Annotated in this window: 12 protein-coding genes; 8 read left to right on the top strand and 4 right to left on the bottom strand. The window is 67.1% G+C overall.

Features of this window, described 5'->3' with window-relative positions; translation table 11 throughout:
• Positions 1-77 precede the first annotated feature (77 nt).
• The 4 genes from KKQ75_RS11535 (at position 78) to KKQ75_RS11550 (ending at position 3,981) form a co-directional block, all read left to right on the top strand.
• Positions 78-1,313 (top strand): acyl-CoA dehydrogenase family protein, encoded by a 1,236-nt coding sequence (locus KKQ75_RS11535; RefSeq protein WP_213362330.1) that lies wholly within the window; start codon positions 78-80, stop codon positions 1,311-1,313.
• A 71-nt stretch (positions 1,314-1,384) separates the two neighbouring features.
• A complete protein-coding gene (locus tag KKQ75_RS11540) occupies positions 1,385-2,464 on the top strand; it encodes a phosphotransferase family protein (protein ID WP_213362331.1) in 1,080 nt (359 codons plus the stop codon).
• On the top strand, positions 2,464-3,165 hold the full coding sequence (locus KKQ75_RS11545; protein ID WP_213362332.1) for a histidine phosphatase family protein: 702 nt from the start codon (positions 2,464-2,466) through the stop codon (positions 3,163-3,165). Before KKQ75_RS11540 ends, KKQ75_RS11545 begins: the two co-directional genes overlap by 1 nt.
• Positions 3,166-3,213: 48 nt before the next feature.
• Positions 3,214-3,981 (top strand): SDR family oxidoreductase, encoded by a 768-nt coding sequence (locus KKQ75_RS11550; protein WP_213362333.1) that lies wholly within the window; start codon positions 3,214-3,216, stop codon positions 3,979-3,981.
• Here KKQ75_RS11550 and mrdA read toward each other — a convergent pair.
• The 4 genes from mrdA to KKQ75_RS11570 are packed head-to-tail and all read right to left on the bottom strand — an operon-like array spanning position 3,966 to position 8,909.
• Positions 3,966-6,335: a penicillin-binding protein 2 gene (gene mrdA, locus KKQ75_RS11555; protein WP_213362334.1), complete on the bottom strand. Its 2,370-nt coding sequence runs from the start codon at positions 6,333-6,335 to the stop codon at positions 3,966-3,968. The genes KKQ75_RS11550 and mrdA overlap by 16 nt on opposite strands.
• Before the next feature lie 16 nt (positions 6,336-6,351).
• Positions 6,352-6,870 (bottom strand): rod shape-determining protein MreD, encoded by a 519-nt coding sequence (gene mreD, locus KKQ75_RS11560; RefSeq protein ID WP_213362335.1) that lies wholly within the window; start codon positions 6,868-6,870, stop codon positions 6,352-6,354.
• Entirely contained in the window at positions 6,867-7,826 is a 960-nt protein-coding gene (mreC, locus tag KKQ75_RS11565) for a rod shape-determining protein MreC (RefSeq protein ID WP_213362337.1), read from the bottom strand. Before mreC ends, mreD begins: the two co-directional genes overlap by 4 nt.
• Before the next feature lie 39 nt (positions 7,827-7,865).
• Positions 7,866-8,909 (bottom strand): rod shape-determining protein, encoded by a 1,044-nt coding sequence (locus KKQ75_RS11570; protein WP_213362338.1) that lies wholly within the window; start codon positions 8,907-8,909, stop codon positions 7,866-7,868.
• 294 nt (positions 8,910-9,203) lie between these two features.
• On the opposite strand from KKQ75_RS11570, the gene gatC reads away from it, so the two are divergent.
• The 4 genes from gatC (at position 9,204) to KKQ75_RS11590 (ending at position 13,822) form a co-directional block, all read left to right on the top strand.
• Entirely contained in the window at positions 9,204-9,506 is a 303-nt protein-coding gene (gatC, locus tag KKQ75_RS11575) for an Asp-tRNA(Asn)/Glu-tRNA(Gln) amidotransferase subunit GatC (RefSeq protein WP_213362339.1), read from the top strand.
• Between the two features lie 58 nt (positions 9,507-9,564).
• Positions 9,565-11,058: an Asp-tRNA(Asn)/Glu-tRNA(Gln) amidotransferase subunit GatA gene (gene gatA / locus KKQ75_RS11580; RefSeq protein WP_213362340.1), complete on the top strand. Its 1,494-nt coding sequence runs from the start codon at positions 9,565-9,567 to the stop codon at positions 11,056-11,058.
• Positions 11,059-11,062: 4 nt separating this feature from the next.
• Complete coding sequence (gatB, locus tag KKQ75_RS11585; protein WP_213362341.1) at positions 11,063-12,520, top strand: Asp-tRNA(Asn)/Glu-tRNA(Gln) amidotransferase subunit GatB; 1,458 nt, start codon at positions 11,063-11,065, stop codon at positions 12,518-12,520.
• Positions 12,521-12,613: 93 nt separating this feature from the next.
• Positions 12,614-13,822: a benzoate/H(+) symporter BenE family transporter gene (locus tag KKQ75_RS11590; RefSeq protein WP_213362342.1), complete on the top strand. Its 1,209-nt coding sequence runs from the start codon at positions 12,614-12,616 to the stop codon at positions 13,820-13,822.
• The last annotated feature ends 32 nt before the right edge of the window (positions 13,823-13,854 follow it).

A 13,854-nucleotide genomic window follows, 5' to 3' on the forward strand; every position in this document is an offset into this window, starting at 1 on the left:
ATGCATTTGATCTATGTATCAAGCCTTCCTACACTGGCACGATGCACAGGCGCAGCCCCTTGCGCCAAGGAGACCCCATGCAATTCGGCAATACCCCCCGCGGAAGCGACTATCTGCAGCGCCTGACGGAGTTTATGGACGAGCACGTCTATCCCGCCGAGGCGACCTATTACGCACAGCTCAAGCGCGGCGAGCTGCCCTGGAACGTGCCCCCGGTGATGGAGGAACTCAAGGCCAAGGCGCGGGCCGCCGGCCTGTGGAACCTGTTCCTTCCCGAAGAGGAGTGGGGCGCCGGCCTGAGCAATGCCGAATATGCGCCGCTGGCCGAAGTGATGGGCCGCTCGCTGATCGCGCCCGAGATCTTCAATTGCAACGCGCCCGACACCGGCAACATGGAAGTGCTGGTGAAATACGGCAGCGCGCAGCAGCAGGAGCGCTGGCTCAAGCCGCTGCTGGACGGCAGCATCCGCTCGGCCTTCTGCATGACCGAGCCCGGCGTGGCCAGCAGCGATGCCACCAACATGCAGGCCACGGCCATCGAGGACGGCGACGAGGTGGTGCTGAACGGCCGCAAGTGGTGGAGCACCGGCATCGGCCATCCGGACTGCAAGGTGCTGGTGTTCATGGGCCTGAGTCTGCCTGATGCGCCCAAGCACGCCCGCCACAGCATGGTGCTGGTGCCGATCGACGCGCCCGGCGTGAAGATCGAACGCATGCTGACCGTGTTCGGCAAGCTGGACGAACCCTTCGGCCACGGCGAAGTCAGCTTCACCGATGTGCGCGTGCCGAAAGAAAACGTGATCCTCGGACTGGGCCGCGGCTTCGAGATTGCCCAGGGGCGGCTTGGCCCCGGCCGCATCCACCACTGCATGCGTGCCATCGGCGCTTCCGAGCGTGCGCTGGAACTGCTGGTGCAGCGTGCCATGAGCCGCACTGCCTTCGGCAAGCCGCTGGCGCTGCTCGGCGGTAACGGGGACGTGATCGCCAACGCCCGCATGGCGATCGAGCAGGCTCGCCTGCTCACGCTCAAGGCGGCCTGGATGATGGACACGGTCGGCGCCAAGGGCGCCATGAGCGAGATTTCCATGATCAAGGTGGTGGCGCCCGCGGTTTGCCAGCAGGTGGTTGATGCCGCCATCCAGATCCACGGCGGCGGAGGACTGAGCGAGGATTTCATCCTGGCCGAGCTGTTCGGCTATGCCCGTGCGCTGCGCCTGGCAGACGGCCCGGACGAGGTGCACCGCATGCTGGTCGCCAAGCTGGAGGTGAAGCGCCAGATGAAGCGGCTGGAAGGGATCTATGGCAAGCAGTGAGCCTTTCACGCGGCCATTGGTGCTGTAAATCGGCCGGCCCACCGGAATAGAAACAACCCAGGAGACAACCCATGGCTGAAGCCACCCCCGTTCTCACCGACCGCGCCGGCAAGGTGCGCCCCGGCGAGGAACTCGATGCCGCCCGCGTGGCCGCTTTCCTGCGCCAGCAGGGCGTGGACGTGCCCGGCGAACCCGCGATCACCCAGTTTGCCGGCGGAGCGTCCAACCTGACCTATCTGCTGCAATTCGCCGACCGCGACCTGATCCTGCGCCGTCCGCCCTTCGGCCAGCGTGCCGGCACAGCACACGACATGGTGCGCGAGGCGCGCGTGATGCAGGCGCTGCGCCCGGTCTATCCGCATGTGCCACGCATCGTCGCCATCTGCGAGGATGAATCGGTGCTGGGTTGTCCCTTCTACGTGATGGAGCGGCTGGAGGGCATCATCCTGCGGCGCGATCCGCCCGCCGGCATGACGCTGTCGCCGGAGGCGGCCACCGCCCTGTGCCATGCCATGCTCGACCGGCTGGTCGACCTGCACCAGGTGGACTGGCAGGCCGCCGGCCTCGGCCAGCTCGGCAAGGGCGCCGGCTACGTGGCGCGCCAACTCGCCGGCTGGAGCCAGCGCTTTGCCGCCGCGCAGACCGACGACGTGCCCGGCTGCGAGGACGTGATCCAGTGGCTGCAGCAGCACGCCCCGGCGCAGGACGCCGCCACCACGCTGATCCACAACGACTGGCGTTTCGACAACCTGGTACTCGATGCGCAGCAGCCCGAACGCATCGTCGGCGTGCTGGACTGGGAAATGGCCACGCTCGGCGATCCGCTGATGGATCTGGGCAATGCGCTGGCCTACTGGGTGCAGGCCGATGACGATCCCGTGTTCCTCTCCATGCGCCAGCAGCCCACGCACCTGCCCGGCATGCTCACGCGCGCCGAGGTGGTGCGTCATTACGGCGAGCGCATGGGGCTGGACGTGTCGAACTTTGCCTTCTACGAGGTGTTCGGCGTGTTCCGCCTCGCCGTGATCGTGCAGCAGATCTGGCACCGCTACCGCGCAGGGCATACGCAGAACCCGAAGTTTGCGCAGTTCGGCCAGGTGGCCGCCTACCTGCTGCAGCGCTGCCGCAAGCTGATGCGTCAGGCTGCCTGATGGCGACACTGCACCTGATCCGCCACGGGCAGGCGAACTTCTCCGGCGAGGACTATGACGAGCTCAGCCCGATCGGCAAGGAGCAGGCGGCGCTGACCGGCGCCTGGCTGGCGCAACGCGGCCTGATGCCGCAGCGCGCCTATGCCGGTACCCTGTGCCGCCAGCAGGACAGCGCGCGCGCCGCGCTGCAGGCGGCGGGGCTGGATCTGCCGGTTGCCATCCTCCCCGAGCTGGATGAGCTCGACCACCAGAACATCATCGCGGCCTGGAACCCCGAGTTCGCCGACATGGCCGCCTTGCGCTGCTGGCTGCGCGCGCAGGAACATCCGCGCCGCGCCTTCCAGCAGATTTTCGAGGCCGCCATGCGCGCCTGGCTCGCCGCCGCGCCGGACGACGCGCGTTACCGCGAAAGCTGGCCCCGGTTCCAGGCGCGCAGCGTGCAGGCGCTGCAGCAGATGCTGCGCGACAGCAGCGGCTGCGCGAATGTGTGGGCCTTCAGCTCGGGCGGGCCGGTGGCCGCCATCTGCCAGCATCTGCTGGGCATGGACAATGCACGGACGCTGGGCCTGAGCTGGACGCTGGCCAATGCCAGCATCACGCGCATTCTCTGGCCCGCCCATGCACCGGAACGCGCCAGCGTGCAGTGCCTGAATGGATTCGCCCATCTGGAGGGCGTGCCGGATATGCTGACCTGGCGTTGAGCGAGTCAGCCACCCCTCATAACAACCTGCTTCCAAGGAGACCTCCCAATGAACCAGACCCTCTTCAACCTGCAGGGCAAGATCGCCCTCGTCACCGGCGCCAGCCGCGGCATCGGCGAGGCGATTGCCCTGCTGCTGGCCGAACAGGGCGCGCACGTGATCGTGTCCAGCCGCAAGCTGCCTGCCTGCGAGGAGGTGGCCGACAAGATCCGGGCCGCCGGCGGCCAGGCCACCGCGCTGCCCTGCCATATTGGCGAGCCGGACCAGATTGCCGGCCTGTTCGAGGCCATCGAGCGCCAGTTCGGCCGGCTCGATATTCTGGTCAACAACGCCGCCACCAACCCCTACTTCGGCCCCATCGCCGATACGCCGGTGGACGCCATGCAGAAGACCATCGACGTCAACATCCGTGGCTACTTCATGATGTCTGCGGCCGCGGTCCGGCTGATGAAGCCGAAGGGCGGCGGTGCCATCGTCAACGTGGCTTCGGTGAACGGCGTGATTCCGGGCGACCTGCAGGGCATTTACTCCATCACCAAGGCCGCCGTGATCTCCATGACCCAGGCCTTTGCCAAGGAGTGCGCGCAGGACGGCATCCGGGTGAACGCATTGCTGCCCGGCGCCACCAGGACGAAGTTCGCCGCAGCCCTGTTCGAGACGCCGGCCATGCGCGACCAGTTCATGGGCCACACGCCGATGCGCCGAGGCGCCGAGCCGGAGGAGATGGCCGGGGCCGTGCTTTATCTGGTATCTCCCGCTGCCAGCTACACCACTGGCGTGGCGCTGAACGTGGACGGGGGCTATCTGGTCGGCTGATTGCGCCGCTGCGCCGGCGGCGGGCTGCTGGCCGCCGGGGCCGGCACCGAGGCGCCCGACAGCGGGGCCGAGGCCGGGAACAGGCGCTGCAGCGCCAGCGCCGCGGGCGGCAGGCTGAAGCCCGGCGCGCTGGCCGCTGTGCGTGCGCCATTGGCCAGGGCCGGTGCGCCTGCACTGCGCGGAGCCGAGGGCTGGCCGGCTGCGGCTCCTGTCGCGATGCCTGCCCCCGGCAGCGCGGCCGAAGCGCCGGAGGCAGCCATGCCGGCCGGTCCGGCAACACCGGCAGCCACTGCATCTGCCACGGCGCCTGACGCCGCAGTCACCGCCGCCACCGCAGACGCCCCCTGCAGCGCCGCCATGCCGGTGCCATCGGGCGTCGGCGCCAGCAGCTTCACGTCTTCCGGCGGCCAGGGCATGGTCGCTGCATTGCGTGGCACCCCGATCGGGCGGCTGCTGCGCCCCACTTGCGTCGCCGCAATGTCCCCTGCGTTCGGGTACTGCTGCAGCAGCCAGTAATCCAGCACGCGACGGACGATGGGGGCGGCCGCGGTGGCGCCAAAACCGGCGTTCTCCACAATCACCGCCACCGCAATGCGTGGCGTATCCACCGGCGCAAAGGCCACGTACAGCGAATGGTCGCGCTTGCGCTCGGACAGGGCGGCCGCGTTGTAGCGCTGGTTCTGGCCGATGGTCACGGCCTGGGCGGTGCCGGTCTTGCCGCCGCTCAGATAGGGTGCCCCGGCAAACACGCCCCTGCCGGTGCCCTCCAGCGTCACACCCACCATGCCGTTCTTGATCATGGTGATATGTTCCGGCTTGTAACCCAGCTTGCGGTCCGGCTCGCGCTCGGGCTCCACCAGCTGTTGCGAGCCGGCTTCCTGCAAGCCCCGCACCACGTGCGGTTGCTGGCTGGTACCGCCATTGACCAGCGTGGCCAGCGCATGCGCCAGCTGCAGCATGGTGAAGTTGTTGTAGCCCTGGCCGATGCCCAGCGAAATCGTCTCGCCCGACAGCCACTTCTGCTGCGCGGGCCGCTTGTAGGCCTTGCGCTTCCACTCCGGGCTGGGCAGGATGCCGCGCACCTCGCCCTTCAGGTCGATGCCGGTGATCTGGCCGAAACCCAGCGGCGCCATGAAATCATGAATGGCCTGCACGCCCATCTCGTGCGCCAGCGAGTAGTAGTACACGTTGCTCGACTTGACGATGCTCCGGTGCAGGTTGACCGAGCCCAGCGCATGTCCGCTGCGGAAACGGTGGTTGCCGAACATCCAGTAGCCCGGATCATGGATGGTGGTGCCGGCCGTGCGCGCACCGGTTTCCAGTGCAGCCAGCGCCATGAAAGGCTTGTAGGTGGAGCCGGGGGGATAGGTGCCCCGCAACGCGCGGTTCAGCAGCGGCTTGTCGATGGAGTCGTTCAGTGCCGACCAGTTTTCCTGGTCGATGCCTTCCACGAACAGGTTGGGGTCGAACGTGGGCTTGCTCACGAAGGCCAGCACCTCGCCATTGCGCGGATCGATGGCCACCAGCGCGCCGCGCCGCTTGCCGAACAGGTCTTCCACCATTTTCTGCAGCTTGATGTCGATCGACAGCACCACGTTCTGCCCGGGCGTGGCCGGGCTGCTCGCCAGCCGGCGCACGATGAAGCCGCCCGCGGTGGTCTCCATCTGCTCCCGCCCGGAAATGCCGTGCAGCTCCTTCTCGTAGGCCTGCTCCACCCCCAGCTTGCCGATATGGTCGGTGCCCTTGTAGTTGTCGGCGTCGTCGCCTTCCTCGATCGCTTCCTTCTCGCGCTGGTTGATGCGGCCGATGTAGCCGATGAGGTGGCTGCCCAGCTCGCCGTAGGGGTAGTAGCGCAGCAGGCGGGCATTCACCTCGACCCCCGGGAAGCGGTAGCGCTGGGCGGCGAAACGCGCGATCTCCTCGTCGCTCAGGCGGGTGCGCAGCGGGATCGCCTCGTAGCTGCGGCTGTCGGCGCGCAGGCGGTTGAAGCGGCGGCGGTCGGTGTCGCTGATCGGAATCAGTTCGCCGAGTGCGGCAATGGTGGCTTCCAGGTCCTCGATCTTGCTCGGCGTGAGTTCCAGCGTATAGGCCGAATAGTTGGAGGCCAGCACGATGCCGTTGCGGTCGCGGATCTCGCCACGGCTGGGTACCACCGGCACCAGCGCCGTGCGGTTGCTCTCGGCCTGGGCGATGTAGTCCTCGTGGCGCACGATCTGCAGCACGCTCCAGCGGTATACCAGCAGCCCGAAACAGACCAGCACCAGCAGGCCCATCGCGATCAGGCGATAGGTGAACTGCTGCTGCTGCGATTCGGCATTGCGCAGCTCGTTGGCGACGGGAAGGCTGTAGTTCATGCGCGCAACAGCTCCCTCAGAGCGGGCGCGTCAGGTCGCGGTCGGGGGCGCGGCGCTGCGGCGCCAGCAGCAGCAGGCTCAGCAGCGGCCACAGTGCGGTCTCGAGCAGCGGAGCCCCGAGCAGCGACCAGCCCGGGAACTGTCCGCCGCTGATCAGGCGCAGCACCCAGATCAGGCCGTGCGTGAGCAGCGCGATGCCGAAAATCTGGGGCGTCTGCAGCCAGGGCGAAAACCACAGCATGCGGCGCTGTGCCAGCGTGATCAGGTAGGCGGCCAGCGCATAGCCCACGGCATGCATGCCCAGCAGGGTGGTGTGGTGCACGTCCATTACCAGTCCGAACACGAAGGCCATGCCCACACCCAGAAAGGCCGGCTGGTGCAGGCACCAGAACAGCACGGTCAGCAGCAGCACGTCCGGCACCCAGGGGGTGCGCCCGAACGGCATCAGGTTGATCAGCAATGCCACCAGCAGGCTGCCCCAGATGAACCAGGGGTTGACCGGCAGCAGCAGGCGTTGGCCTTTTTCCAGCATCATCGTTTCGCTCCCTGGCCCGGACGCTCCTTGCCCGCCGGGCCCTTGCGTTGCGGCGTTCTGGCCGCGCTGGCTGCAGCTGCCACGGCTTCACTCTTGACCTGTTCCTGCGGCTCCAGCACCAGCACATAGCCCAGGGCCAGCGGCTTGGCGGCCGGCGTGGCCTGCACGCGCGTGAACGAGGTGTTGCTGCGGCGATCCACCAGCGAGACCGTGCCCACCGGCAGGCCGGCCGGATAGACACCACCCAGACCGCTCGTCGTCAGCACATCGCCGACCCTGAAATCGGCATTGCTAGCCATGAAGCGCACTTCCAGCGCGCTGGCCTGCGGCGACTGGCTGTCGCCATAGGCCAGGCCGCGCTCGCCGGTGCGGCTGTTGATGATGGGGGTGGCATGCTCGGGGTTGTCGATCAGCGTGACTTCGCTGGAGAGCGGATAGACGCGCAGCACCTGGCCCAGCAGGCCGGAGGCATCGATGACCGGCGCCCCCTCGACGATGCCGGCGCTGCTGCCCTTGTTGATCACCACGCGGCGGGTGAACGGATCGGGGGCGATGTAGACCACCTCGGCCGCGCGGGCCTGGATCGGCAGCGCCTGCTCCAGGCTGAGCAGTTCGCGCAGCGACTGGTTCTCGCGCATCAGCAGGTCGGCACGTTGCGCCTTCAGGGCCTGCTGCGCCATCAGCGTGGCGGCCTGCTCCTGGGTCTGCTTGGCGGTTTCCACCGTGGTGACGTAGGTGCCGAGCAGGTTGACGGTCTTGACCGGCTGCGCGCCCAGCCATTGCAAGGGCGCCAGCACCGTGGCCGTGACGGAACGCGCGGTGCTGCCGATGCCGAACCGGCTGTCGGCCACCATCAGGAAAATGCCAAGCGTCGTGGCGAGCAGCAGCCGCACCAGCGGCGTGGGGCCGCGGTTGAACAGGCGGGGCGTGCTGCGCTCGAAGGTATCCAGCGGCATGATTCAGCGGGCGTGCAGCGCGGCAGCCACGGGCGGGCCTTACTCGCTGGTGAAGATGCTGCCCAGGCGGTCCATGCGCTCCAGCGCGATGCCGCAGCCGCGCACCACGCAGGACAGGGGCTCTTCGGCCACCAGCACCGGCAGGCCGGTTTCCTCGGCCAGCAGGCGGTCCAGGTCGCGCAGCAGCGCGCCGCCGCCGGTCAGCATCATGCCGCGGTCGGCAATGTCGGCACCCAGCTCGGGCGGCGTCTGTTCCAGCGCGTTCTTGACGGCGCTGACGATCTGGTTCAGCGGGTCGTTCAGCGCCTCGAGGATCTCGTTGCTGCTGATGGTGAACGAACGCGGCACGCCTTCGCTCAGGTTGCGGCCCTTGACTTCCATCTCCTTCACCTCGGAGCCGGGGAAGGCGGAGCCGATTTCCTTCTTGATCGCCTCGGCGGTCTGCTCGCCGATCAGCATGCCGTAGTTGCGGCGGATGTAGTTGATGATGGACTCGTCGAACTTGTCGCCGCCCACGCGCACGCTGCCCTTGTAGACCATGCCGCCCAGGCTGATCACGCCGACTTCGGTGGTGCCGCCGCCGATGTCGACCACCATGGAACCGCTGGCCTCGCTCACCGGCAGGCCGGCCCCGATGGCGGCGGCCATGGGTTCCTCGATCAGGAATACGTCGCTGGCGCCGGCGCCCAGTGCCGCATCACGGATGGCGCGTTTTTCGACCTGGGTGGAGCCGCAGGGCACGCAGACGATGATGCGCGGGCTCGGCTTGAGCAGCGAGCGCGGATGCACCATCTTGATGAACTGCTTGATCATCTGCTCGGTGACGACGAAATCGGCAATCACGCCGTCCTTCATCGGGCGGATGGCATCAATGTTGCCGGGCACCTTGCCCAGCATGGCCTTGGCCTCGCGGCCGACGGCCTGGATCACCTTGCGGCCGTTGGGACCGCCTTCGTGGCGGATGGCGACCACGGAGGGTTCATCGAGGACGATACCCTTGTCGCGGGTGCAGATGAGGGTGTTGGCGGTGCCCAGGTCAATGGCCAAGTCGGTGGAGAAATACCGGCGGAAACCAGCGAACATGTAGAAATCCTTTGCCAGCCCGGCAGGAGCAGGTCGCGGTGCCTGCCGCAGCTTGTGGAAAAATTCGGGGGAGGTGGCGCGCATCACTCCCGCAAGCGGCACAGCAACGCACAACGAGGACAGCAGTTCGAACCGCGCCCTCTGAAACCTAGGATAATACCGCAATACCGTTTGGGCCGACAGGGTGTTTCCGACATTTTGTCGCGCTTGCCGCGGGGTGGATGCTGCATTGCAACATGCGCCGCCGGGCAGGCCGTTCCAGGCCCGATGGCAGACCCGAAATGGATGGATCGCATGCCGCTGACTCCCGAAAATATCGCCTTCATCGCCAGGCTCTCGCGCCTGGCCCTGACCCCGGATGAAACCACCGGCATGGTCAATCACCTGAACCAGTTCTTCGACACCGTGGTGGCCCCGATGCAGGAGGTGGATACCACCGGTCTGCAGCCCATGGCGCACCCGACCGAGGCCATGCGCGAAGTGGCGCTGCGCCTGCGCGAGGACGTGGCCAGCGAGCCCAATCAGCGCGAGCTGAACCAGCGTAGCGCCCCGGCCGTGGAAAACGGCCTGTTCCTGGTGCCCAAGGTCATCGAATAATGGTTTACGGGTTCGAGTCTCCCCCCGAGCGTCGAGCCCTCCACACAAAGCACACAGCATGAGCGACTTCCACACGTACACCGTGACCGGCTTGAGCCGGTTGCTGGCCGACAAGCAGGCCAGCGCCACCGAGCTGGCACAGCATTTCCTGGCGCGCAGCCAGGCCCGCGCCGATCTGGGCGCCTATCTGAGCATTGACGCCGAAGCCACGCTGGCCCAGGCGAAGCTGGCCGACGAGCGCCGCGCCAACGGCCAGGCCACGCCCCTTACTGGCGTGCCGATCGCGCACAAGGACATCTTCGTCACGCGCGACTGGCCGACCACCGCCGGCAGCAAAATGCTCGAAAACTACCGCAGCCCGTTCGATGCCACCGTGGTGGCGCGCCTGGGCTTCGGCAACCGCGACCAGGGCGGCCAGGACGATGGCGCCGGCATGGTCACGCTGGGCAAGCTCAACTGCGACGAATTTGCCATGGGCTCGGGCAACGAGAACTCGGCCTATGCCAAGGCGCACAACCCCTGGGACGTGGCGCGCGTGCCGGGCGGCTCTTCCGGCGGAAGTTCGGCCGCCATCGCCGCGCGCCTGGCCCCGGCCGCCACCGGCACCGATACAGGCGGATCGATCCGCCAGCCCGCGGCCTTCTGCGGCATCACCGGCATCAAGCCCACCTACGGTCGCGCCAGCCGCTACGGCATGGTGGCCTACGCCTCCAGCCTGGACCAGGCCGGCCCGATGGCGCAGACCGCCGAAGACTGCGCGCTGCTGCTGAGCGCCATGTGCGGCGTGGATGCCGACCGCGACTCCACCTCGCTCGATGTGCCGGCAGAAGACTTCAGCCTCAAGCTGAACGACAGCATCGAGGGCCTGCGCATCGGCGTGCCGAAGGAATTCTTCGGCGAAGGCCTGGATGACGACGTGCGCGCAGCCATCGAGGTCGCGCTCAAGCAGTACGAGCAGCTTGGCGCCAAGATCTGCGAAATCAGCCTGCCCACCGCGCCAGTCTCCATTCCGGTGTACTACATCATCGCCCCGGCCGAGGCCAGCAGCAACCTGAGCCGTTTCGATGGCGTCAAGTTCGGCCATCGCGCCAGGGATTTCACCGACCTCGCTAGCATGTACGAGAACACGCGTGAAGAGGGCTTCGGCGACGAGGTCAAGCGCCGCATCCTGACCGGCACCTACGTGCTGAGCCACGGCTACTACGACGCCTACTACCTGAAGGCGCAGCAGATCCGCCGCCTGATCGCCAACGAATTCCAGCAGGCCTTCGCGCACTGCGACCTGATCGCCGGCCCGGCCGCGCCCAGCGTGGCCTGGAAGATCGGCGCCGACAAGGATCCGCTGGACGATTACCTGGCCGACATCTTCACCCTGCCGGCCTCGCTGGCCGGCCTGCCGGGCATGAGCCATCCGGTCGGTTTCGGCAATGGCGGCATGCCGGTCGGCCTGCAGCTGATCGGCAACTACCTGCAGGAAAGCCGTCTGCTCAACGCCGCCCACCGTTTCCAGCAAGCCACCGACTGGCACAGCCGCACGCCCGAGGGAGTCTGACACCATGACCCAACAATCCAAGTCGCTGCTGGTGCAGGGCTACGAAGTCGTGATCGGCTTCGAGACGCATGCCCAGCTCTCCACCCAGAGCAAGATCTTCAGCCGCGCCAGTACCGCCTTCGGCGCCGAACCCAACACCCAGGCATGCGCCGTGGACATGGCGCTGCCCGGCACGCTGCCGGTGATGAACCGCGCCGCGGTCGACCGCGCCATCCGCTTCGGCCTGGCCGTGGGTTCGCACATCGCGCCGCGCAGCATTTTTGCGCGCAAGAACTATTTCTACCCGGATCTGCCCAAGGGCTACCAGATCAGCCAGTTCGAGATACCGGTGGTGCAGGGCGGGGAAGTCAGCTTCTATGTGGGTGACGAGCCGCGCACCGTGCGCCTGGTGCGCGCGCACCTGGAAGAGGACGCCGGCAAGTCGCTGCACGAGGACTTCCACGGCCAGAGCGGCATCGACCTGAACCGCGCCGGCACGCCGCTGCTGGAGATCGTGACCGAGCCCGACATGCGCAGCACCGAAGAGGCCGTGGCCTATGCCAGGGAACTGCACAAGATCGTGACCTGGATCGGCATCTGCGACGGCAACATGCAGGAAGGCTCGTTCCGCTGCGACGCCAACGTCAGCGTGCGCAAGCCGGGCGCGCCGCTGGGCACGCGCCGCGAGATCAAGAACCTGAACAGCTTCAAGTTCATGCAGCAGGCGATCGACTACGAGATCCGCTGGCAGATCGAGCAGATCGAGGACGGCCACGCGATCCAGCAGGCCACCGTGCTGTTCGATCCGGATACTGGCGAAACGCGCGCCATGCGCACCAAGGAAGACGCAGCCGACTACCGCTACTTCCCCGACCCCGACCTGCCGCCGCTGCTGATCGCGCGCGACTGGGTGGAGCAGGTGAAGGGCGAAATGCCCGAGTTGCCGCGCGCCATGGCGACGCGCTTCGTGGCCGACTACGGCCTGCCCGAATACGACGCCAGCCAGCTCACGCTGAGCCGCGAGGTGGCCGCCTACTTCGAAGACACCGCCCGGGCCAGCGGCCAGCCCAAGCTGAGCAGCAACTGGGTCATGGGCGAACTGTCGCGCCGCCTGAATGCGGACGAGAAGGACGTGACGCAGAGCCCGGTCGGCAGCGGACAATTGGCCAAGCTGATCCAGCGCATTGCCGATGGCACCATCAGCAACGCTGCCGGCCGCCAGGTGTTCGAAGCGCTGTGGACCGGCGAATCCGCCGACGTGGACGCCACCATCGAGGCCAAGGGCCTGAAGCAGATGAATGACACCGGCGCGCTGGAGCAGATCATCGACGAGGTGATCGCTGCCAACCCCGGCAACGTCGAGCAGTACAAGGCCGGCAAGGACAAGGCCTTCAACGCCCTGGTCGGCCAGGTGATGAAAGCCAGCAAGGGCAAGGCCAATCCGGGGCAGGTGAACCAGCTGCTCAAGCAGAAGCTGGGCTAAGTACAAGGACGGATTCGCCTGCGGGCTACGTTCTGTCACAATTCGCATTGACCCGGCGGAAGGTTCCGCCGGCGCACGCAGCATCACTTTCTTATGCATTGGGCCTCGCACCTCTCGCCACGCCAGTGGTGGGCAGATTTTTCCCTGACCGCCTTCACGGCGGGCTTTGTCGCGACGCTGGTGGGCTTCACCAGTTCGATTGCCATCATCTTCAGTGCGGCCCGGGGATTCGGCGCCACCGAAGGCCAGATTTCGTCCTGGATCTGGGCGCTGTGCATCGGCTGCGGCCTGACCAGCCTGCTGCCCTCGCTCTGGCTGCGCAAGCCGGTGATGATTGCCTGGTCCACGCCGGGCGCTGTGGTGCTGGCGACGGCTGCCGCCGGCGGGCAGTTCCATATTGCAGACGCGGTGGGCGCCTTTGTCGTCAGCTCGCTGCTGATCACGCTGTCCGGCGTGAGCGGCTGGTTCGAGCGCATCATGCACCGCATTCCGCTGGCAGTGGCGGCGGCGCTGCTGGCCGGCGTGCTGGCGCGTTTTTCCATGCAGGCCTTCAGCGCGGCGGGTACCGAGCCCGGTTTGGTAGTGGCCATGCTGCTGGTGTATCTGGCGGGCAAGCGCTTCAGCCCGCGCTATGCGGTGGTCTGGACGCTGCTGGCGGGTGTGGCATATGCGGCATTGCGCGGCATGCTGGACTGGTCCTCGGTGCACATCGGACTGGCGCAGCCGGTATTCACCTATCCGCAGTTCGGCCTGCAGGCCATCGTCAGCCTGGCGCTGCCGCTGTTCATTGTCACCATGGCCTCGCAGAACCTGCCGGGCGTGGCGGCGATCCGTGCGGCCGGCTACGACATGCCGGTGTCGCCACTGATCACCATGACCGGCTTCGCTTCGCTGATTCTGGCGCCGCTGGGCGGCTATGCGCTCAACCTGAGCGCCATCACCGCCTCGATCTGCATGGGGCCGGAGGCGCATCCGGATCCGGCCAAGCGCTACATGGCCGCTGTCGTGTGGGGGCTGTGGATGCTGGTGATCGGGATTTTCGGCGTGGCGGTGACGGGGCTGCTGGTGGCGTTTCCGGAGCAACTGGTGCAGGCGATTGCCGGCCTGGCGCTGCTCTCGACCATTGGCACCAGCCTGATGCTGGCGCTGGACCAGCAGAGCCATCGCGAGGTGGCTGTGATCACCTTTCTGGTCACGCTGAGCGGCGTGGAGCTGCTGGGTGTGGGTTCGGCCTTCTGGGGTGTGGTGGCCGGGGTGGTGGCGCTGCTGATCCAGGATTACGCGCCGCGGCGCCGGGTCTGACCTTGCTTGCTGGCCAGACTGTCTCCCATGCG

The organism is Brachymonas denitrificans, assembly GCF_907163135.1.
In the GTDB taxonomy this organism is placed as follows: Bacteria; Pseudomonadota; Gammaproteobacteria; order Burkholderiales; family Burkholderiaceae_C; genus Brachymonas; species Brachymonas denitrificans_A.

Coding starts and splice junctions, on each gene's coding strand:
- KKQ75_RS11535 (WP_213362330.1), top strand. CDS start 78: ATGCAATTCGGCAATACCCCCCGCGGAAGCGACTATCTGCAGCGCCTG.
- KKQ75_RS11540 (WP_213362331.1), top strand. CDS start 1,385: ATGGCTGAAGCCACCCCCGTTCTCACCGACCGCGCCGGCAAGGTGCGC.
- KKQ75_RS11545 (WP_213362332.1), top strand. CDS start 2,464: ATGGCGACACTGCACCTGATCCGCCACGGGCAGGCGAACTTCTCCGGC.
- KKQ75_RS11550 (WP_213362333.1), top strand. CDS start 3,214: ATGAACCAGACCCTCTTCAACCTGCAGGGCAAGATCGCCCTCGTCACC.
- mrdA (WP_213362334.1), bottom strand. CDS start 6,335: ATGAACTACAGCCTTCCCGTCGCCAACGAGCTGCGCAATGCCGAATCG.
- mreD (WP_213362335.1), bottom strand. CDS start 6,870: ATGATGCTGGAAAAAGGCCAACGCCTGCTGCTGCCGGTCAACCCCTGG.
- mreC (WP_213362337.1), bottom strand. CDS start 7,826: ATGCCGCTGGATACCTTCGAGCGCAGCACGCCCCGCCTGTTCAACCGC.
- KKQ75_RS11570 (WP_213362338.1), bottom strand. CDS start 8,909: ATGTTCGCTGGTTTCCGCCGGTATTTCTCCACCGACTTGGCCATTGAC.
- gatC (WP_213362339.1), top strand. CDS start 9,204: ATGCCGCTGACTCCCGAAAATATCGCCTTCATCGCCAGGCTCTCGCGC.
- gatA (WP_213362340.1), top strand. CDS start 9,565: ATGAGCGACTTCCACACGTACACCGTGACCGGCTTGAGCCGGTTGCTG.
- gatB (WP_213362341.1), top strand. CDS start 11,063: ATGACCCAACAATCCAAGTCGCTGCTGGTGCAGGGCTACGAAGTCGTG.
- KKQ75_RS11590 (WP_213362342.1), top strand. CDS start 12,614: ATGCATTGGGCCTCGCACCTCTCGCCACGCCAGTGGTGGGCAGATTTT.